Origin of the sequence: Pseudomonas sp. Au-Pse12 (assembly GCF_021341665.1) — a bacterium.
Taxonomy (GTDB): domain Bacteria; phylum Pseudomonadota; class Gammaproteobacteria; order Pseudomonadales; family Pseudomonadaceae; genus Aquipseudomonas.
The window spans coordinates 1-19,628 of the sequence record NZ_JAJTTH010000023.1 but is presented as its reverse complement, the minus strand read 5'-3'; the positions used below and the strand labels follow the sequence as shown (position 1 = coordinate 19,628).

Here is a 19,628-nt window from a genome sequence, read left to right as displayed (position 1 = left end):
CCATCAGTCGTTGGCGACCTGGGCCATAGGCGCGCCCTTGGCCATGGCGATGGCCGCCTGGATCGCGGAACGAGCCTGGGGGCTGTTTTTCCAGCAGCTGGAACCCACCAGCGCCGAGGCTTGAGTGACAATTTCCAGGGCATCGGCGGCGGCCAACTGGCTCAGGGAAGTGATGCCCAGTTGTTCCAGGCGACCCACGACCGTGGGCCCGACACCCTTGACCTTGAGCAGTGCGGCGCGTTCTTCGGGGGAAAATGACATGTCGGCTGAGTCCTTTGCAGTCCGTGGTAATTGCCGCATTCTTGCACAGTTCTCGGCCACCTCAGCCAGGGGCGGCCGACCTCTTTATAAACATAAGAATCCCGAGGTACTCACGTGGCCACTGATATTCAAGATAGCCGCTCTGCCCGCTTCGCCCTGCGCTGCTCGAACTGGGCCGAACGCTGGTTTCCCGATTCCTGGGTGTTCGCCGCGCTGGCGGTGATCATCGTCGCCCTGGCCACCCTGGCCATGGGCGCCAAGCCCACCGACGCCGCCATGGCCTTTGGCGACGGCTTCTGGAGCCTGATCCCCTTCACCATGCAGATGGCCTTCGTGGTCATCGGCGGCTACGTGGTGGCCAGCTCGCCGCCGGCGGTGAAGCTGATCGACAAGCTGGCGCGCATTCCCAAGAACGGCCGCTCGGCGGTGGCCTGGGTGGCGCTGATTTCCATGGTCGCTTCCTTGCTCAACTGGGGCCTGTCGCTGGTGTTCGGCGGGCTCCTGGTGCGGGCCTTGGCCCGGCGCACAGAACTGCGCATGGACTACCGTGCCGCCGGCGCTGCCGCCTACCTGGGCCTGGGCGCGGTGTGGGCGCTGGGCCTGTCGTCCTCGGCCGCGCAGTTGCAGGCCAACCCGGGCAGCCTGCCGCCGTCGATCCTGGCCATCACCGGGGTGATTCCCTTCACCCAGACCCTCTTCCTCTGGCAGTCGGGGGTGATGCTGCTGGCGCTGATCGTGGTCTCGCTGATCGTCGCCTACGCCACCGCCCCGGGCCCCGGCAGCGCTCGGGATGCCCAGGCCTGCGGGGTCGACCCAAGCTTCAGCATGCCCAAGCCGCAACCCCGTACCCGCCCCGGCGAGTGGCTGGAGTACAGCCCGCTGCTGACCATTCTCCTGGCGCTGCTGGCCGCCGGCTGGCTGTATCACGAGTTCGCCACCAAACCGGCGATCACCGCGATCTCCGGGCTCAATACCTACAACTTCCTGTTCCTGATGGCCGGCGCGCTGTTGCACTGGCGCCCGCGCAGCTTTCTCGATGCCGTGGCCCGGGCGGTGCCCACCACCACCGGGGTGCTGATCCAGTTCCCGCTGTATGGCTCGATCGCCGCGCTGATGACCGTGGTCAAGGGCGTGGACGGCCAGACCCTGGCCCACCACATCTCGACCTTCTTCGTGCAGATCGCCTCCCACGACACCTACGCCCTGTTGATGGGGCTGTACTCGGCGGTGCTGGGCTTCTTCATTCCCTCCGGCGGCGGCAAGTGGATCATCGAGGCGCCCTATGTGATGCAGGTGGCCAACGACCTGCAGTACCACCTGGGCTGGGCGGTGCAGATCTACAACGCCGCCGAAGCCCTGCCAAACCTGATCAACCCCTTCTACATGCTGCCGCTGCTGGGCGTGCTGGGCTTGAAGGCCCGCGACCTGATCGGCTTCTCGTTCGTCCAGTTGCTGGTGCACACGCCTTTGGTGCTGGTGCTGCTCTGGGCGCTGGGAACCACCCTGGCGTACCTGCCACCGGTCATGCCCTGACCTGCCCGCAGGCCCGCTGCACGCCACCGCAGCGGGCCTGTGGATCATGCTCCCCGAGCCTGGATCTCAGATTTTTCCAGGCTCTTGCCAGCAGGCTCTTGCAGCTTTCCTGTAGCCTTTGCGTCATATTCGATTGCTAGCGTGCAACCGAAATACTTTGTAACGAATCCTCAGAGAGCCGAGCAAGGAGCCGACATGAGCGACGACACCGACCTGCGCGACACCCCCGAATCCGCCACCGACCAGCCCACCGATACCAGCCGCCGCCGTTTCCTCGGCGGCGTTGCGGTTCTGGGGGTCGGCGCCACCCTGAGCGCCTGCGGCCAGCCCAGCGAGCCAGGAGGCAAACCACCGGTGGAGCGCCCCTTGTCCCCGGCCGAACTGGACAAGGCGCTGCAGGAACAGGTGAAGAACGTGGTGGTGCTGTTCGCCGAAAACCGCAGCTTCAACAACCTGTTCGCCAACTTTCCCGGCGTGGAAAAACCACTCTCGGCGCTCAAGCCCGAAGACGTCCAGCAACGCGACCGCGACGGCAGCCTGTTGCAGAAACTGCCCCCGATCTGGGGCGGCATTCTCCAGGTTGGCCCGCAAACCCTGGACGGCGTCACCTACCCGGTGGAAACCCAGTTCCAGGAAAACCTGCCCAACGCGCCGTTCGCCCTCAAGGGCCCGAGTGGCGAGGACCTGCCCCTGGGCCTGGTGACCCGCGACCTGTGGCACGTGTTCTACCAGAACCAGATGCAGATCAACGGCGGCAAGAACGATGGTTTCGTGGCCTGGGCCGACTCCGGCGCCCTGACCATGGGCCACTACGCCCAGACCCGCTATTCCCTGCGCCTGTGGGATGTGGCCCGGGAGTTCGTGCTCTGCGACAACTTCTTCCAGGGCGCCTTTGGCGGCTCGTTCCTCAACCATCAATACCTGATCAGCGCCAAGGTGCCGTTCTACCCGGACGCCGCCAACTCGGTGGCCAAGTCGCAGATCGCCACCTTGCAGGGCGACGACCCCAAGGGCACCCGCCTCAAGCCGCTGGACAAATCCCCGGCCAGTGCCATGGACGGCGCCCCGCAGTTCGGCCCCAGCGCCCTGACCCCGGACGGCTATGCGGTCAACACCATGGCCCCGCCCTACTGGCCGACCTGGATCCGCGACCCGCAGCGCCCGGACTACGCCAAGCCCGACCTGCCCAGCGTGCTGGTGCCCCAGACCCACGAGCACATTGGCGACAAGCTGTCGAAGAAGAACGTCGACTGGGCCTGGTACGGCGGCGCCTGGCAGGCGACCCTGGAGCAGTTCAAGGACTCCGGCGGGATTCCCAAGATCCCCAACTTCCAGTACCACCACCAGCCGTTCAACTACTTCGTGCGCCAGGGCCCGGAAAACCCCGCCGAGCGCGCCAAGCGCCTGCGTGACGGCGGCCTGGGCGATGAGTCGAGCACCAACAAGTTCTTCGCCGATGCCGAGGCCGGCAAGCTACCGGCGGTGACCTTCTACAAACCCCAGGGCAACCTCAACCTGCACGCCGGTTATGCCGACGTGGCCGCCGGCGACCGGCACATCGACCGCGCACTGAAAGTGCTGCGCGCAAGCCCGCAGTGGAAAAACATGGTGGTCATTGTCACCGTCGACGAGAACGGCGGCTGGTGGGACCACGTGGCACCGCCCCAGGGCGACCGCTGGGGCCCGGGCACGCGGATTCCGGCGCTGGTGGTGTCGCCGTTCGCCCGCAAGGGCACGGTGGACCATACGGTGTACGACACGGCCTCGATCCTGCGGCTGATCACCCGGGTGTTCCAGCTGGAAACCCTGGACGGCATCAAGGAGCGTGACGAGGCCATGCTTGCCCGGGGCCAGAAGCCCATGGGCGACCTGACCAACGCCCTGCACTTCAGCGCCTGACCCCGGCGGGCCTGCAACGGGCCCGCCAGCCAGCGCTTGAGCGAAGCTGAAGAACGGCTTCGCTCAAGCGGCTTCGGCACCGATGATAGCCATATAACATCACCCACTTTACCCATCCACCCGACGGGTAATATCCTGCGCGCCACCTATTTGTTTCATCTGTTTTCCGACTGGAAAAGGAGTTCGTCGTCATGATCGTAGGCATCGACCTGGGGACCACCAACAGCCTGGTCGCGGTCTGGCGCGACAGCGCCAGCGAGTGGGTGCCCAATGCCCTGGGCCAGCTGCTCACCCCCAGCGTGGTGGGCCTCGACGACGAAGGCCGGATCCTGGTGGGGCAAGCCGCCAAGGAGCGCCTGCACACTCACCCGCAGCAGACCACGGCGCTGTTCAAACGCTACATGGGCAGCGCCACCGAAGTGCGTCTGGGGGATCGGAGCTACCGCCCGGAAGAGCTCTCCGCGCTGGTGCTCAAGAGCCTCAAGGAAGATGTCGAACGCGCCTACGGCCAGCCCGTGGAAGAGGCGGTGATCAGCGTGCCGGCCTATTTCAGCGACGCCCAGCGCAAGGCCACGCGGATCGCCGGCGAGCTGGCCGGGCTGAAGGTGGAAAAGCTGATCAACGAACCCACCGCCGCGGCACTGGCCTATGGTCTGCACCAGCGCGACAAGGAAACCTCGTTCCTGGTCTTCGACCTTGGTGGCGGCACCTTCGACGTGTCGATCCTGGAGCTGTTCGACGGGGTCATGGAAGTCCGCGCCAGCGCCGGCGACAACTTCCTCGGCGGTGAGGATTTCGACAGCCTGCTGCTGGAGCACTTCATCGAACAGCAAGGCCAGGCGGCAGGCTTTCCCGAGCGCCAGAACGTGCTCCAGGCCCTGCGCCGGGAAGCCGAGCGGGTGCGCCGCGCCCTAGGCCAGGAGCCCAGCGCCGAGTTCAGCCTGCGCGTCGATGGCCGGCAATGGACCCAGACCATCACCCAGGCGCAGTTGGCGACCCTCTACACGCCCTTGCTGGAACGCCTGCGCGCGCCCATCGAACGTGCCCTGCGCGATGCGCGCATCCGCGTCAGCGACCTGGATGAAATCCTCCTGGTGGGCGGCGCCACGCGCATGCCCCTGGTGCGCAAGCTGGCGGCCGGGCTGTTCGGGCGCTTTCCCTCGATCAGCCTCGACCCCGACCAGGTGGTGGCCCAGGGCGCGGCGGTCCAGGCCGCCCTCAAGGCCCGCTCGGCGGCCCTGGAAGAAGTGGTGCTGACCGATGTCTGCTCCTACACCCTGGGCATCGAGACTTCCCAGCAGTACGGCAACCAGATCGAGAGCGGGCACTACCTGCCGATCATCGAGCGCAACAGCGTGGTGCCGGTGAGCCGGGTCAAGACCGTGCAGACCCTGCACGACAATCAGGAACAGGTGCTGCTGAAGATCTTCCAGGGCGAGAGCCGCCTGGTGCGCGACAACGTCGCCCTCGGCCAGCTGGAAATGCAGGTGCCCAAGCGCCCGGCCGGTGAAGTCTCGCTGGACGTGCGCTTCACCTACGACATCAACGGCCTGCTGGAAGCCCAGGTGAGCATTCCCCTGACCGGCGAAAGCCATTCCCTGGTGATCGAGAACAACCCCGGCGTGCTGACCCCGGAGGAAATCCAGGAGCGGCTCAAGGCCCTGGCGCAATTGAAGGTTCACCCCCGCGACCAGCAGGTCAACACCCTGCTCAGTGCCCGCCTGGAACGCCTGTATCAGGAAAGCCTGGGTGAGTTGCGCGAGCAGATCGGCTATTGGGCCGGGCAATTCCAGCAAGTGCTGGAAACCCAGGACGAACGCAAGATCCGCGAAGTGCGCAGCCAGCTCAACGAACAACTGCAACGCCTGGAAAACGGCCACTGGCACTGAGGAGCAGCAACATGGATTGTTGGGCCCTGCTGGAACTACCGGACGATGCCGATGAGCGCAGCATCAAGCGCAGCTATGCCAAACGCCTGAAAAGCACCCGCCCCGATGAGGATGCCGAAGGCTTCCAGCGCCTGCGCGAGGCTTATGAGCAAGCACTGCAACTGGCCCGCTGGCGGGAACAGGAAACCGACGACCGTGCCCCCGAGCCCGTCGCCTCTGCTCTGCCTGCGGACAACCTGCAGGCCTGGTCGGGCCTGGTAGAGATGGCCCCACCCCTGCACCCGACGCCAAGAACTGCGGTTGCTCCAACACCGGCGCACACCCTGCTCAAAGGCCTGACCCTGGACAATCTGCCGCAACGCTGGCCAGAGGCTCAGGCCCGCCATTGCGCCCAGGACTTCCAGAACCTGCTGCTGGAGCACTGCTGCAGCCACCCCCAACAGCGCGTGGCGCTGGTCGACTGGGCGGTTCAACACCTGGATTGGCTGACGCCCTGGCAAAGCCTGTCGATGAGCGACGCGCAACAACGCGCACTGGTGGATGCCCTGCTGAGCCATTACCGCCAGACCCTGCAAGACCGGCTGCAAGCCAACCAGGAACGGGCGTTCCTCGCGCAGTTGACGCAATACAGCGAACAGCCTTGGCTGCAGATTTTCGATCACCGTCTGTACTGGCAAAGCACGGTGCTGATACTGCTCAATGAACAGCAGTGGAGCGTTCCGCTGTTCGAGCGGGTCTGCCAAGTGTTCGGCTGGGATGAACAGCGCGGCGCCATCCCCGAGCCGGCCTGGATGTGGCAACACCTGGTCCAGCGCTGTCAGCAGGAGACCTTCTACCAGGACTTGCAAAACAAGCTGCAGCAGGAGCACAGCTGGGCGCCGGAAGTACTGGCGGCGCAGCTGCTCGCCAAGCCACTGTCGCCGCGCCAGCAGCGCAATCTCACCCGCGGCTTTACCCAGAATGAATGGCAAGCCTGCCAGCAGCTGGCACAGACCCTGACCTGGCGCTTCCCTCAACTGATCGAGCGCCTGCCCCAGAGCGACGTGTTCTATTGGCAGAAATTCATGCCCCAACCCTCCACCACAGGGGAAACATGGGTACGGGCCTGGGCCGGCATCGCGCTGGCGCTCACCCTCTTTTTCATTCAGGAACGCCACGACCCGCCGGTGCTGGCGGCCATCATGGCGGCACTTTGCGGCTGGCTGGTGGCGGTGCTCGGGCTTTTGGCGCTGACCGCCTGGAACGCCGTGGCGCTGCGCCTGCTGGATCTGGACCTGTGGCTGAGTGAACGCCTGCTACCGAAACGGCTGCACAGGCCTCCTTATCGAAGGCTGCTACGCCATGGTGTTCCTTTCCTGGCCTTGCTGGCGTTATTCGCCAGCCTGCTCGGCCTGCTGGGAATGCTGACGTATCTGGGCTTTACCCTGATTGGCGCCCTGCACCACAAGCGCATCGGCCATGTGAGCGAAGCATTCAGGCTCAAGCATCCCTGGCTGAGCGTCTTGCACTGGTCGCACTTCAGTCCCTGGCAACCGGTTTTCCTGGTGCTGATGGTGGGTGTCATCCGGGCTTGCCAGGTGTTCTACCCGGCCTTCCCGCTGACCCGGCTGATACCGGGCTGAGCCCTGTACATGGGGGGCAGATTTTTTATCCGCTGTCTTTCTCTATCCACGGCGGTGTTTCAGTATGAGAAGCCCCCGTGGAGGGGTTCACGCTGAAAAGGATCTGAGCATGTTCAAATTCGCAGGAATCACCCTCGCGCTGACCGCTGCCGCCTTGAGTACGACGGCCCGAGCCGATGTCGAGGTCGACCTGGGCAGCCCCCAGCGCGTCACCCAGCTGTTCGCCTACCCCAACAACTGCAACGTCATCTGCTATCGCAACTGGACCCTGGAAGAGACGGTGGCTCACTACCTGACCCAGAGCGTGCAGCGTGACGGCTACAGCACTGCAAAAGTCAGCGTCAAGACCGCCGGCGACAAGGTCCTGGCCTCCATCAGCGGGGTGCCGGACGGCTACGCCAAGCCCCTGAGCGCCCTGCTGGATGCCGGCGACCTGGCCTACAAGGGCGCCAGCCAGCTCAATAAAGACGGTCACTGGGATTTCAGCTGGTACCTGTTCCTGCCCCTGGGCATGGCCCTGGAAAACCGCAAGAGCGTGGAGCTGCTGCACTTCCCGCCGGATTATTCGCTGACCCACTACCAGGACTACCTGGAATCGGCCACCACCGACCGCTGGGCCTCGCTGCTCACCGTCAACGGCATCGCCGCCGAGCAGACTCCGGCCTACCAGACCATCGTCGATATCGCGCCGATCGCCGCGCCCTCCAGCGCCGGCAAGAGCCTGGAGGGCGTCTACGGCTACTTCAACAGCTACCAGACCAGCATGGTCAAGCAGGTCAGCCAGAACGCCAGCGGCGCGGCCCTGCCGATGGTGGCTTTCGGCGCGCCGGTGCGGAACTGGCTCAAGCAGCAATACGGGGTGACGGTGAATGTGCTGGGCCTGGCGCAGATCAGCCCCAGCGAAGGGGTGAAGGTGCCCGTACTGGGCGCCAACCACCCGAGCTACATCTGGTACGCGGCGGACCCGGCCAACTATGACAACGACGAGGCCAAGGCCGACGCCGCGGGACTGAAGGTCATGGGGCAGGACTTGAGCGCAGCCTGTTGGCAGGCCGGCATGGGCAGCAAGCCGGGAACCGATCCCAATACGCTGCTGAGCAGTTGCACCCAGACCTGGCAGGTGACCCAGAAAGTGCAGACCTGCGAGCTGTTCTACACCTCGGTCCGCAAGCTGACCGAGCAACAGGCCGCGGCCAAATGCACCAGCGCACCGGTCAAGACCCAGCTCAACCAGCTCAAGGCACCGGCACCGGCGCCAAGCACCGAGGTGCCGCACCTCTGAGCCAGCGGCAGCCGCTGCCATCCGGCAGCGGCTAGCCGGCCGTCAGATCGCGCCGACCGGGCGCAGGCGGTACTGCGGCGGCAACTGCTCGAAGCCGCTGATGGTGGCGTTCAGGCTCTTCCAGCGACCGTCCTTGATCCCGTAGATGCAACCGTGGATCGACAGGCTCTGCCCGCGATGCCAGGCGTTCTGCACGATGCTGGTGTGGCCGACGTTGGCCACCTGCTGGATCACGTTCAGCTCGCACAGGCGGTCGACCCGCTCTTCTTCCGTGGGCAACTGCCCCAGCGCCTCGCGGTGCTCGTAGTACAGGTCGCGAATCGAGCGCAACCAGCCATCGATCAGGCCCAGCTGGCGATCCTGCATCGAGGCGCGCACGCCACCACAGCCGTAGTGGCCGGTGACCAGGATGTGTTTGACCTTGAGTACGTCCACTGCGTACTGGATCACCGACAGGCAATTGAGGTCGGTGTGCAGTACCACGTTGGCCACATTGCGGTGCACGAACAGGTCGCCCGGCAACATGCCGACGATCTCGTTGGCCGGCACTCGCGCGTCCGAACAGCCGATCCACAGGTATTCCGGGGTCTGCTGGCGCGCCAGCTTGGAGAAGAAGTCCGGATCTTCCTGCTTGATCGCTTCGGCCCAACGCTCGTTGTTATCAATCAGATCTTGTAGTTCGTTCATGCTGTGAAGCCTCAAGAATGATGCGCAGGTTTGACAGACGACTGCCCGTCGGGGTCACGCCAATAAGTGCAGATACCGGTTATCCCTGCCGGGGAATCTTCACCGGGGCTGTGGGTCCACCCTGCAAGCCCCTGAAGTATGGGGAATCGCCATGACCGAATCACGACGCCCCTTCAGCGCGCCCCAGCCCGGGTCGATCGACGACGACCTGAGCCCGGCAACCCTGATCCGCGAGGACGGGGCCCGTTCTGCCCGGGAAGCCGGGGCCGATAAACCCGCAGGCTGGGACTTGAGTATTGTCGATGGCACGGAGATTGGCGGTGGCAGCGGTCTGGAGGAAGCCGAACGGGCACGTCGCGCCCCGCTGGATGGCAAACCCTGGCCTTGCCGGCGAACAAGCCCTTGAGCCTTGTATCGCCCTGGGTGGCGCCTTCGCTGGCCGCCAGCCGAGAACGCCCGCCATGCGCAGGCTAGAGGCTCAGTCGACCAGAGTGCAGGCCATCACCAGGGCATCTTCACGACCGCCGACCGCCGGGTAGTAGTCGCGGCGCCGGCCCACTTCATTGAAGCCATAGCGTTCGTACAGCCGATAAGCGGTCTGGTTGCTGGAGCGCACTTCGAGGAAACACTCCCGCGCGTCCTTCTGGTAGGCGCGCTTCATCAGCTCTTCCAGCAGCCGCAAGCCCAGGCCGCGGCCCTGGCTTTCCGGCTTGACGGTGATGTTCAGCAGGTGCGCTTCATCGATGATCACCTGGATCACCCCGTGGCCCACTTGCTGGCTGCCTTCGAACATCAGCCAGACCTCGTAGGACTTGAAGGCATCCATGAAGATGCCCCGGGTCCAGGGGTGGCTGAACGCGGCATATTCGATTTTCAGGATGGCATCCAGGTCCGCTTCGGTGGCCAGGCGGAAGGTCAACGCGTCACTCATCGGTCATTCTGCTCATCAGTGCTTTTCCAGCGCGTCATCAATCGACGCATGGCTTGCCAGACATCAGCCTTACGCTGAGGCTCTTCCATTAATAGTTCCAGGCCGGGCAAGGCCCAGGCCGAACCCAGGCCTTCGACCTGGAGTTCGCGGTTGTAGGATTCGGCGTTCACCTCACCGGCAAAACGCAGCGCCGGCAGGCCGACCAGCCACAGGCAGGCACAAGGTTCTTCCTCGACCCGCAGACCAACGAAGGCCTGGACGAAATCTCGGGCAGCCTCGGGGCCCTGGTCCAGGTTGCCCCGGGTCAGCCGCGGCCAGCGTACCGGCTCGGCGAGGATCTGCGGGCTATCCGGCAGGCCGGCGGCGCGCAGCATGTCCTTGAGCAGCAGGTAGGCCGGGTCGCGGCTCTGGAAGGCTTCGCCTGTGGGTAACTCCACCAGCAGCAGGCAACGGCCGGCCCGCAACAGTTGCAGGGCGAAGCGCGGCGGGGGAACCACCGGCGCCTTGACCACCGGGGCCGGGGCTTCTTCGCCATCGGCCACAGGCTTGCTGGCCGGACGCGCGGGGGCGGCAGATGGGCGCGGCACCTCGATTTTCGGCCGTTCGACGGTCCTTGCCACCGGCGCCGTCGGGGCCTTGGCCTCGACCACGGGGGCAGGCGGCGCCGCCAGCTCCGGTTCCGGCAGGGCCAGTAGCTCGGGGCGCGAAGGGGCGGCAAAGGGCAATTCGCTGCGCGGCAGCCAACTGACCACCTGCATGGCAGACAGATAAGCGCGACGACGGGACTCGATAAGCAAAGGTCGGCCACTTGTGGATAACTGAGGTGGGGGATTCTACCGTCCTTCGCCAAAGATCGCCCGCTGTTGATTGCGCGCAAAAGCGACTGTCCGTCTCATACCTGGAGCGGGGGGTGAATCGTCGACCGCCTGATGCAGTACAATCGCCGCTTTTCATTGCCAACCAGCCGGCCATTCCGATGATCGAACCCAAGCGCGTCTTGCGCGCCCTCGCCGAACACTGGGCACTTCTGGAGCCGCTGTGCGAGCACTTCGACCAAGGCACCCTGAGTCTTGCCGAACTGCGTTCACAGCTGGCTGCCCAACAACTGGACAGCACGCCCCAGGACATCACCCACCTGCTGGACGTATGGATACGCCTGGACATCCTGGTCCCGGTGGCGAAAAGCCCGAACCGTTTCGAGCTCAATGCGCAGATCCACGACTTCCTCGCCTACCTGCGCCGCGAGCACCGCCTGGGCCTGTGCCTGGAGATCGAAGCCTACCTGCGCCACCTCGAGCGTCTGGCCGGTTACATCCAGGACGCCTTCGACGTGCGCGACGGCAACGATCTGGCGCGCCAGCTGCGGTTGCTGGACATGCGCGTGCGCGATGTGCTGAAGAAGCTCGCCAACGACGAACAGGCCCTGGTGGCCGTGGCCGAGCGCGCCAAGACCAGCGACCGGCAGATTCCCCTGCGCCAGCGCTACGCCGAGGTGCTGGCCACCTGGGACGAATACGTCGAACCGATGATCCAGTTGGTGAACGCCGACGGCGCCTTCGAACAAGGCGTGCGCAAGGTGGAAAACGTCCTGCTGCGCCTGCTCACCGAGCAGCAGCGCCTGGGCCACCTGGTGGACGACGACATGCTGCTGCGCACCCATGCGCGGATCCTGGAAATGCAGACCAGCGCCCAGCTGACCCTGCGCCATGCCCGGGAATTGCTGCTGCCGCTGCGTGAGGAAGCCCGCCGGCACAACGCCGTGACCCGTGGCGCGGCCCTGGCCCTGTCGGCTATCCGGCGCAAGGGCATCGACGCGGTGCCCCAGGCCGCGATGCCGATGTTCACCCGTCCGCAGAGCACCTTTCTCGGCAGCTCCGGCCAGGTGGAAGCCTATGTCTACGCCCTGGCCCGCTTCGAGCCCAAGCCGGCGCGTTTCCCCAAGGCCCACAAGACCCACAAGGGCCTGGCCCCCAAGGCGCCGCGCACGGTTCGGGAAATGCTCGAGCGCTGCGAAGACGCCCTGCCGATGCCGGACCTGATGAGCTGGCTGCTGGACCAGGAGCCGGACGGCGCCACCGACGAACTGCTGTACTGGTTCTCGCGCCTGTCGCGGGAAAAACGCTTCAAGCGCGAGCGCCTCGAACGCCGCGACTACCACACCCAGGAGCATCAGGTCAGCCTGCACTCCTTCGCCCTGCTCTCGGCCCGCGATGACGCCGCCGAGCATTCTGCGAGCAACGCCAATGCATCTTGATCTTTCCGAACTGTCCCAACTGGCGCCGATCTTCCGCGAGCTGTTCAAGGGTTACCACGTCAGCCGCCGCGACCCGGAGCTGTACGCTCAGCTGTCGAACTTCCAGGACCAGTACCGCACCTTGTTCAAGGCCCTGGGCTTCGAGCTGGTGTGCGACACCCGGGGTTTCTACTACTTCGTGCCGGACAACGCCGCCGCCCAGGTGAACAAGACCGCCCAGCGCCTGGCGCTGTTCACCTTCATCCTGGTGGAGCACCTGGCCGACCAGGGCCGCGACCCGATCGCCGTGCTCGACGGCGGCAGCCTCGGCCGCGACGAACTGCCGTCGCTGCTGGAAAAGTACCGCGACCTGTTCATCCAGGCCGAAGTGCAGACCCAGGAAGAGCTGGAAGAAAAGATCATGCGCCGCATGACCCAGCTGGGTTTTGCCGCCGAGGAACCGGGCATCTACCGCTTCCTGCCGCCGATGCACCGCTTCCTCGACGTCTGCCTGTCGGTGCAGCAGGACCGCGACCTGGCCGCCAGCCTGCACAGCGTGCTGCCGTTGCCGACCCCGGTACTGGTGGACGACGACAGCGACGAAAAACTGCTGCAGACCGATGACCCGCTGGACCTGAGCGAATTCGACGAGTCCGAAGAAAGTGAAGAAGACGCGCTGGCCCGGGCCATCGCCGAAGAACAGGAGCTCGACGCATGAGCAAGGAACGCTACGGCATCCGCCGCTTTGCCCTACTGAACACCGCCGGCTACAGCCTGGGCCTGTTCCCCCTGGAAGAGCCGCTGTCGGTCTACGGGGCCAACAACCTGGGCAAATCGGCGTCGATCAACGCCCTGCAATTCCCGATTCTGGCGCGCATGTCGGACATGAGCTTCGGCAAGTACAGCCTGGAGCAATCCCGGCGCTTCTACTTCGCCTCCGATACCAGCTACATCCTGGTGGAGGTCTCGCTGCCTCACGGCCCTCACGTGATTGGCGTGGTCGGTCGCGGCCCGGGCGGCGGCTTCGGCCACCAGTTCTTCGCCTACGCCGGCCAGCTGGACCTGGCGCATTACCAGAAGGACGACACCTGCCTACGGCAGAAAGAGCTGTTCACCAACCTGGAGCGCCAGGGCCTGAAGGCCTATGAGCTCAAGCCCGATGAACTGCGGCGCCTGCTGGTGGGCGGCCACACCTCGATCCCCCTGGACCTGACCCTGATCCCGCTGCGCTCCACCAGCGAGCAGAGCCTGAAGACCTTCCGCGCGTTGTTCATCAACCTGCTGCACATGCGCGAAATCACTGCGGCCAAGCTCAAGCAGCTGTTCCTCGATGCCTTCGAGCACAGCCTGCGCTCCGGCAGCGTCGACTACATCGCCGCCTGCGACGAAGCCTTCCGCGATGTGCGGCGCATGGAGCAGGACTACAACTCCCTGGTGGCCGCCGGCCCTCTGGTGGAAGCCCTGGCCAACGGCGTGAAGCAGCGGGACATTCTGCGAGGCAAGCTGCACCGCCTGTCGCCGCTGCTGGACTCGCTGCTGGGCACCTGGTCGGACTACGCCGGCGCGCGCAAGGAAGAGCTGACCATCCAGGCCGAGCACTACCGCAGCGAGCAGGACGCGCTGCAGAACGACCAGCGCAGCAGTACCCAGGAAATGATGCGCCTGGAACGGGAAATCACCGGCACCCAGCGCTGGCTCGGCGAGTTGTCGGTGCTCAAGCACCGTTTCGCCCTGGTGGATGACGTCAAGGTCCTGGAACAGCAACTGCTGGCGGCCAAGGATGCCCACGATGAACTGGCCGGCGCCCTGGCCCAGTCCCGGCAGTTCTCCGCCGAAGACCTGGAAGAACGCCTGCGGGATCTGGAAAAACGCCTGAAGTCGGTCAAGCAGCAGCTCGATCACGCCGACAACAACAGCTACGCCCGTCTGCGCGAGGAGTTCTCCCAGCAGGACGTGGAGCGCCTGATGCGCCTGTTCAACAGCGCGCTGTTCAGCCTGCCCCTGGGCGAGCACGGCATCGCCCTGGACGACAACGGAGAGTGGGTGAAGTCGGTGGAGCTGATCCTCGACGGCTTCAAGGGCGAGCGTTTCGAAGTGCCGGGGCTGACCATCGACATCTCCCACATCGAGCCGCCAGCCTTGCAGGCCCTGGCCGACCGCGCCGCCCTGCGCGACCAGAAGGAGCGTCTGGAAAAAGAACTCAAGCAGCTCAAGACCCAGGCCGCCGTGGCCGCCGACCGCGCCGCGAGCAAGACCCAGACCGAGGCCCTGTACCAGCAGGTGCTGGATGCACAGAAGGCCCTGGAAGACTTCCGCCGCGCCCAGACCCTGAGCGCCGAGGAAGGCGAAAAGCTGGAACAACTGGCGCAGATGGAAGCTGCCCAGGACGAACTCAAGCGCTCCAGCGATGCCTTCACCGAACGCGTCCAGCAACTGTCGGCCAAGCTGCAACTGGTCGGCCGGCAGATCGCCGACATGGAAGCCAAGCAGCGCACCCTCGACGATGCCCTGCGCCGCCGTCAACTGCTGCCGGCGGACCTGCCGTTCGGCACGCCGTTCATGGACCCGGTGGACGACTCCATGGACAACCTGCTGCCACTGCTCAACGACTACCAGGACAGCTGGCAGGGCTTGCAGCGGGTCGACGGGCAGATCGAAGCGCTGTATGCCCAGGTACGCCTCAAGGGCGTGGCCAAGTTCGACAGCGAGGATGACGTCGAGCGCCGCCTGCAACTGCTGATCAACGCCTATTCGCACCGCACTGAAGAAGCCCTGACCCTGGGCAAGGCGCGCCGCGCGGCGGTGACCGATATCGCCCGGACCCTGCGCAATATCCGCAGTGACTACGACAGCCTGGAACACCAGCTGGCGCTGTTCAACCGTGAGATCAACAAGCGCCAGGTGTCCAACCTGCAGAGTTTCCGTATCGTCCTGGCGCCGAACAAGGAAGCCCTCAAGCACATCGACCAGATCATCCACAGCGCCGGGCAATACGAGGAAGGCGAGACCCTGTCGGTGTTCGACCTGAGCCAGAGCGCCGAGCAGGACAACAAGAACGAAGAGGCCAAGGAGTACCTGGCGCGGTTGGTAGCGGCCAACCACAACCAGCTGGGCCTGAAGGACCTGTTCGAGCTGGCGTTCGAGATCACCAAGGTCAATGGCCAGCCGGTGATCCACACCGACATCGATGGCGCGGCGTCCAACGGCACCACCATGACCATCAAGGCGCTGACCAACATGTACCTGTTGCTGCACCTGATGGACCGCGACCAGGCCGGGCGCATCCGTCTGCCCTACTACCTCGACGAGGCGGCGGACATCGACGAACGCAACCAGGCGGCGCTGCTGGAAACCAGCCTGCAACTGGGCTTCGTGCCGATTCTGGCCAGCGTGAAGCCGCAGGTGTCGGCCCAGGTGGCCATCGACCTGGAAGGCGGCAGCGGGCCGAACGGCATCTACATCGACGAGGCGGACTGGAAGTTCATCCGTCGCCATGATCAGGTCAAGGCGACTCTGAACGTGGAACCCGAAGCCGAGGCAGAAGCGGAGCTGGACGAAGTCTGACTGCGTAATGCTGCAACGAAAAAGGCCGCACTCTTTCGAGTGCGGCCTTTTTTATTGGAAAGCTTTTGCAGGGCTATTTGCCCAGGGGGATCTTCGGTGCCCAGGTCAGCCATTCATCCTCGAACTTGTCGAATAGCGGGAACGTCTGTTGCGAGCGGGCCGGGTTGCCCATGCGCTCGCCATCCGGGGTGGCGAAGGCGATACCGCCCTGGATCAGTGTTTCCAGGGACTCGGTACGTACCGTGGCGCCCTTGAACAGGCCAAAGTCCACGCCAAATCCACTGCTGTTCCAGAACCGTGTACCACCGCGAACCAGTGGCGCGTACTTGGGCTCGATGAGGATGTGGATCAGTACCCGGTCAGCCGTCTGGCCCAGCTCGTAGCCGGTCACCTTGCCCACCGTCACTTCGCGGTAGGTCACGGGCACACCGACCTTCAGCGAGCCACGCCGGGCCGCGCTCAGCACCAGGCTCAGGCCGGCTTCCTGGACGCTGGCCTCCGGCGGCTGCGGCAAGGCCACGAAGCTGGTTTGCACGCCCTGGTTCTTCGCCGCGGGCTGGACCTCAATGTACTGGCCGGTGACCAGGGTCTCCAGGTTCGAGGTCTTCATCAGGCCCAGCTCCGGCTTGACCACCCAGAACTGGCTGCCGACCCGGGCAATGCGCTCGGGCACTTCGGTGATGCGCGCCTTGAGCATCACCGATTGCAGGTCGGCGCTGAGGGTCACTTCTTCCAGCTTGCCCACGTCCAGGCCCTTGAAGCGCACCGGCGTGCCGGCGCGCAAACCGTCGGCGCGGTCGACCTTGATATGCACCAGGGTGCCGCGCTGCGCCGCCTCTTCCTGATTGGCGAACAGGCGGAAACGCGGAATGCGCTTTTTCAGCGGCACGTTGGGCACAGGGGTTTCGAAGGCGATACCACCGGCCATCAGGCTTTGCAGCGACTCGCTCTTGATCTGGATGCCACCGGCCAGGCCCCCGGTCAGGGTGATGCCGCTGACATTCCAGAAGCGCGTCGAACCGTTGACCAGCCCTTCATATTCCTTCTCGATGTGAACGCCGATCACCAGTTGCTTGCGGGTGTGGGAGAACTGATAGCTCTGCACCGAACCGACCTTGACCTGCTTGTAGAGAATCGGGCTGCCGACATCCAGAGAACCGAGGTTGTCGGTGAACAGCACCATGTGCAGGCCGGGCGCACGCAGATCCAGAGGCGGGGCCTTGGCCCGGGCCTCGAACTCGCGTTGGGGCGCGGCGCCCTTGTCGCCGGGGCGAATGGCGATGTAGTTGCCTTTGACCAGCGCCTCCAGACCGGTGATACCGGCCAGGGAGATGGAGGGCTTGACGGTCCAGAACTGGGTGCCCTGGACCAGGTAGTCCTCGGCCAGCGGGTCCAGGGTCAGCTCGGCGGTGGCGCTGGTCAGGTCGGAGTCGACCTTCAATGCCTTCAGGCTGCCCACCTGGATGCCCTTGTACATTACAGGGGTACGCCCCGCTTGCAGGCCTTCGAAATCAGTGAGCTTGACCTTGACCCGGATGCCGGCCTGGGCAGCGTCGAAATCTTCATAGAGGCGGAACGGCAGGCTTGGATCGGTCGGCGGGCTGTCCTTGCGATTTTCCGGCGTGGCGAAGGCGATCCCCCCGGCAACGATGCTGGACAGGGATTCACTGCGCACCTTCACCCCGGACAGGTTGGCATCGATGCTGATGCCGCTGGCATTCCAGAAACGTGTGTGTTTACGCACCAGATTGGCGTAGGTCGGCTCGATGTAGACCTTGAGCTCGACGGTGTTCTGGTCTTCGGAAAGCAGGAAGCTTTTGATCTGGCCAACCTGGATCTGCTTGTAGAACACCGGGCTGCCTCGGTTCAGCGAGCCCAGGCGCTCGGCCTTGATGGTCAGGTGCAGGCCAGGCTTGGCGTCCGACAACGGCGGCTCTTCGACCAGGGCCTTGAACTTGCGCGTCGGTTCCCCATCACCGGGATTGACCGCAATGTAGTTGCCGGAAACCAGGGTTTCCAGGCCAGTGATCCCGGCCAGGCTGACGCTGGGCTTGACCAGCCAGAAGCGCGTGTTGGTCTTCAGGTACTGCTCGACATCCTTGTTCATCTCGACCGTGGCAATGACCCCCTTGGAGTTGCCCTCATCGTCCAGCGCCAGGGTCTTGACCTTGCCCACGGGCATGCCCTTGTAGACCACTTCGGTCTTGTTGGCCTGGACCCCCTCACCGCTTTCAAAACGCAGCTGGATCTCGATGCCGGTCTGGCTGTAGGCACGCCAGCCCAGCCAGCCACCGATGATCAGGGCAATCAGGGGCAATACCCAGATGGCCGACCAGTTGGAGGCCGGGCGGGTTTTGGCGGTAGGCAAATCACTCATGGTCGTCGTCCGACTCCGTGTTATCCCAGATCAGTCGGGGATCGAAAGTTACTGCAGCCAACATGGTCAGAATCACCACGCTGGCAAAGGCGATCGCACCGAGATTGGCCTCGATGCTGGCCAGTCGGCCAAAGTTGACCACCGCCACCAGGATGGCGATGACAAATATATCCAGCATCGACCAACGGCCGATGAACTCGATAAAGCGGTACATGATGATCCGCTGCCGAGCCGACAGCGGCTGGTGACGCTGCACCGAGAACAGCAGCAGGGCAATGCCCACCAGCTTGAAGGTGGGCACCAGGATACTGGCCACGAACACCACCGCGGCGATGGGCAACATGCCGTGCTGCACCAACTGGATGACCCCGGACATGATGGTGCTGGGGTCACCCTGGCCCAGAGAACTGACGGTCATGATCGGCAGGAGATTGGCCGGGATGTAGAGAATGGCGGCGGTCAGCAGCAGCGCCCAGGTACGCAGGATGCTGTTGGGGCGGCGAGGGTGAACCAGGGCTCCGCAGCGCGTGCAGGTCTGCTCGTCGCTGTCGGCTTCCTGCCGGTTCAACTCGTGGCATTCAGTACAGATCAGAATGCCTGCATCAATCGCCCGCATGTAGGTCCTCTCCCGATAACGCTTGCCAGATCTGGTGAGGCGACATCACCACCTCCAGCCAGACCTGCACCAACAACAGACTGATAAAACACACCAGGCCCAGGCCCACGGTGATGGATGCCATGTCAGCCAACTTGACGATGGCCACCAGCACGCCCATCAGGTAGACCTCGAGCATGCCCCAATCGCGCAGATGGTGATAAATGCGGTAGAGCAGCAGGCCATAACTGCGCCCGATATCCCAGCGAATACTCAGCAGGACCAGGAGCTGGCAAATCAACTTGATCAGGGGAATGCCCATGCTGCACAGGAACACCACCAGTGCCACGCCTTCCATGCCGGTATCGAACAGGCCTTGCACGCCGCTCCAGACAGTATCTTCGGAAGACTGCCCCAATAGATTGAGCTGCATGATCGGTAGAAAGTTCGCCGGTACATAGAGCAACAAGGCGGCGATTACCAGGGCCAGGCTCCGTTCGACCACATTGTGCCGGTGCGCGTAGAGCTCATAGCCACAACGCGGACATTGGGCTTTCTCGCCGTGCGCAAGCTTTGGCTTACGCATCAGCAGATCGCATTCATGGCAGGCAACCAGGTCGTCCAGTGGTAATTCTGACAACCCGGGGGCGTCAACCGGATCTGGCATAGAAGGCTCTGGAAGTGGAGAAAGTAGCGGCTATTCTAGTGTTCCAATTCGAAAATAACTGTGCAAACTTGTTTGCGAATAAGAGCAA

General features: G+C 64.3%; 15 protein-coding genes and 1 pseudogene. 9 read left to right on the top strand and 7 right to left on the bottom strand.

Translation table 11 applies throughout. From position 1 onward, the window contains the following. Positions 1-3: 3 nt before the first annotated feature. Positions 4-261, bottom strand: a complete 258-nt coding sequence (locus LXM55_RS31930) for a helix-hairpin-helix domain-containing protein (protein ID WP_233324131.1) — start codon at positions 259-261, stop codon at positions 4-6. A gap of 114 nt (positions 262-375) precedes the next feature. On the opposite strand from LXM55_RS31930, the gene LXM55_RS31925 reads away from it, so the two are divergent. From LXM55_RS31925 to LXM55_RS31905, 5 genes are all read left to right on the top strand, one after another. Further along, on the top strand, positions 376-1,794 hold the full coding sequence (locus tag LXM55_RS31925) for a short-chain fatty acid transporter (protein WP_233324130.1): 1,419 nt from the start codon (positions 376-378) through the stop codon (positions 1,792-1,794). A 195-nt stretch (positions 1,795-1,989) separates the two neighbouring features. Further along, positions 1,990-3,693, top strand: a complete 1,704-nt coding sequence (locus LXM55_RS31920; RefSeq protein WP_233324129.1) for an acid phosphatase — start codon at positions 1,990-1,992, stop codon at positions 3,691-3,693. 191 nt (positions 3,694-3,884) lie between these two features. Continuing rightward, on the top strand, positions 3,885-5,582 hold the full coding sequence (locus LXM55_RS31915) for a molecular chaperone HscC (RefSeq protein WP_233324127.1): 1,698 nt from the start codon (positions 3,885-3,887) through the stop codon (positions 5,580-5,582). Positions 5,583-5,593: 11 nt separating this feature from the next. Continuing rightward, positions 5,594-7,204: a J domain-containing protein gene (locus tag LXM55_RS31910; RefSeq protein WP_233324125.1), complete on the top strand. Its 1,611-nt coding sequence runs from the start codon at positions 5,594-5,596 to the stop codon at positions 7,202-7,204. 109 nt (positions 7,205-7,313) lie between these two features. Beyond that, the gene (locus LXM55_RS31905) at positions 7,314-8,486 is read left to right on the top strand and encodes a hypothetical protein (RefSeq protein ID WP_233324123.1); all 1,173 of its coding nucleotides are present in this window, start codon (positions 7,314-7,316) and stop codon (positions 8,484-8,486) included. Between the two features lie 42 nt (positions 8,487-8,528). Here LXM55_RS31905 and can read toward each other — a convergent pair whose 3' ends face one another. Then, positions 8,529-9,173, bottom strand: a complete 645-nt coding sequence (gene can / locus LXM55_RS31900; RefSeq protein WP_233324122.1) for a carbonate dehydratase — start codon at positions 9,171-9,173, stop codon at positions 8,529-8,531. 199 nt (positions 9,174-9,372) lie between these two features. Here can and LXM55_RS31895 point away from each other — a divergent pair. Continuing rightward, positions 9,373-9,579: pseudogene (locus LXM55_RS31895) on the top strand (hypothetical protein); the annotation flags it as partial. Positions 9,580-9,651: 72 nt separating this feature from the next. Here the strand turns inward: LXM55_RS31895 and rimI are convergent. Together rimI and LXM55_RS31885 are read right to left on the bottom strand one after the other, a co-directional pair. Beyond that, on the bottom strand, positions 9,652-10,104 hold the full coding sequence (gene rimI / locus LXM55_RS31890; RefSeq protein WP_047285456.1) for a ribosomal protein S18-alanine N-acetyltransferase: 453 nt from the start codon (positions 10,102-10,104) through the stop codon (positions 9,652-9,654). Continuing rightward, on the bottom strand, positions 10,101-10,901 hold the full coding sequence (locus LXM55_RS31885; RefSeq protein ID WP_233324118.1) for an energy transducer TonB: 801 nt from the start codon (positions 10,899-10,901) through the stop codon (positions 10,101-10,103). The genes rimI and LXM55_RS31885 overlap by 4 nt, the downstream gene beginning before the upstream one ends. Positions 10,902-11,080: 179 nt before the next feature. Between LXM55_RS31885 and mksB the strand changes: the two genes are divergently transcribed. From mksB to mksF, 3 genes are read left to right on the top strand one after another with little or no spacing between them, the layout of a single operon-like run. Beyond that, positions 11,081-12,358 carry an Mks condensin complex protein MksB gene (gene mksB, locus LXM55_RS31880; RefSeq protein ID WP_233324140.1) on the top strand — a complete coding sequence of 426 codons (1,278 nt, stop codon included), beginning with the start codon at positions 11,081-11,083 and terminating at the stop codon, positions 12,356-12,358. Continuing rightward, positions 12,348-13,055: an Mks condensin complex protein MksE gene (mksE, locus tag LXM55_RS31875; protein ID WP_047285462.1), complete on the top strand. Its 708-nt coding sequence runs from the start codon at positions 12,348-12,350 to the stop codon at positions 13,053-13,055. Before mksB ends, mksE begins: the two co-directional genes overlap by 11 nt. Beyond that, positions 13,052-15,901, top strand: a complete 2,850-nt coding sequence (mksF, locus tag LXM55_RS31870) for an Mks condensin complex protein MksF (RefSeq protein WP_233324117.1) — start codon at positions 13,052-13,054, stop codon at positions 15,899-15,901. The genes mksE and mksF overlap by 4 nt, the downstream gene beginning before the upstream one ends. A gap of 73 nt (positions 15,902-15,974) precedes the next feature. On the opposite strand, the gene LXM55_RS31865 is transcribed toward mksF, so the two are convergent. The 3 genes from LXM55_RS31865 to LXM55_RS31855 are packed head-to-tail and all read right to left on the bottom strand — an operon-like array spanning position 15,975 to position 19,540. Next, positions 15,975-18,278 carry a PqiB family protein gene (locus LXM55_RS31865; RefSeq protein WP_233324115.1) on the bottom strand — a complete coding sequence of 768 codons (2,304 nt, stop codon included), beginning with the start codon at positions 18,276-18,278 and terminating at the stop codon, positions 15,975-15,977. Beyond that, entirely contained in the window at positions 18,271-18,894 is a 624-nt protein-coding gene (locus tag LXM55_RS31860; RefSeq protein ID WP_233324114.1) for a paraquat-inducible protein A, read from the bottom strand. Before LXM55_RS31860 ends, LXM55_RS31865 begins: the two co-directional genes overlap by 8 nt. Further along, positions 18,881-19,540 (bottom strand): paraquat-inducible protein A, encoded by a 660-nt coding sequence (locus LXM55_RS31855; RefSeq protein ID WP_233324112.1) that lies wholly within the window; start codon positions 19,538-19,540, stop codon positions 18,881-18,883. The genes LXM55_RS31860 and LXM55_RS31855 overlap by 14 nt, the downstream gene beginning before the upstream one ends. Positions 19,541-19,628: the final 88 nt, after the last annotated feature.

Coding starts and splice junctions, on each gene's coding strand:
- LXM55_RS31860 (WP_233324114.1), bottom strand. CDS start 18,894: ATGCGGGCGATTGATGCAGGCATTCTGATCTGTACTGAATGCCACGAG.
- LXM55_RS31905 (WP_233324123.1), top strand. CDS start 7,314: ATGTTCAAATTCGCAGGAATCACCCTCGCGCTGACCGCTGCCGCCTTG.
- rimI (WP_047285456.1), bottom strand. CDS start 10,104: ATGAGTGACGCGTTGACCTTCCGCCTGGCCACCGAAGCGGACCTGGAT.
- LXM55_RS31910 (WP_233324125.1), top strand. CDS start 5,594: ATGGATTGTTGGGCCCTGCTGGAACTACCGGACGATGCCGATGAGCGC.
- LXM55_RS31865 (WP_233324115.1), bottom strand. CDS start 18,278: ATGAGTGATTTGCCTACCGCCAAAACCCGCCCGGCCTCCAACTGGTCG.
- LXM55_RS31855 (WP_233324112.1), bottom strand. CDS start 19,540: ATGCCAGATCCGGTTGACGCCCCCGGGTTGTCAGAATTACCACTGGAC.
- mksE (WP_047285462.1), top strand. CDS start 12,348: ATGCATCTTGATCTTTCCGAACTGTCCCAACTGGCGCCGATCTTCCGC.
- mksB (WP_233324140.1), top strand. CDS start 11,081: ATGATCGAACCCAAGCGCGTCTTGCGCGCCCTCGCCGAACACTGGGCA.
- can (WP_233324122.1), bottom strand. CDS start 9,173: ATGAACGAACTACAAGATCTGATTGATAACAACGAGCGTTGGGCCGAA.
- mksF (WP_233324117.1), top strand. CDS start 13,052: ATGAGCAAGGAACGCTACGGCATCCGCCGCTTTGCCCTACTGAACACC.
- LXM55_RS31920 (WP_233324129.1), top strand. CDS start 1,990: ATGAGCGACGACACCGACCTGCGCGACACCCCCGAATCCGCCACCGAC.
- LXM55_RS31930 (WP_233324131.1), bottom strand. CDS start 261: ATGTCATTTTCCCCCGAAGAACGCGCCGCACTGCTCAAGGTCAAGGGT.
- LXM55_RS31915 (WP_233324127.1), top strand. CDS start 3,885: ATGATCGTAGGCATCGACCTGGGGACCACCAACAGCCTGGTCGCGGTC.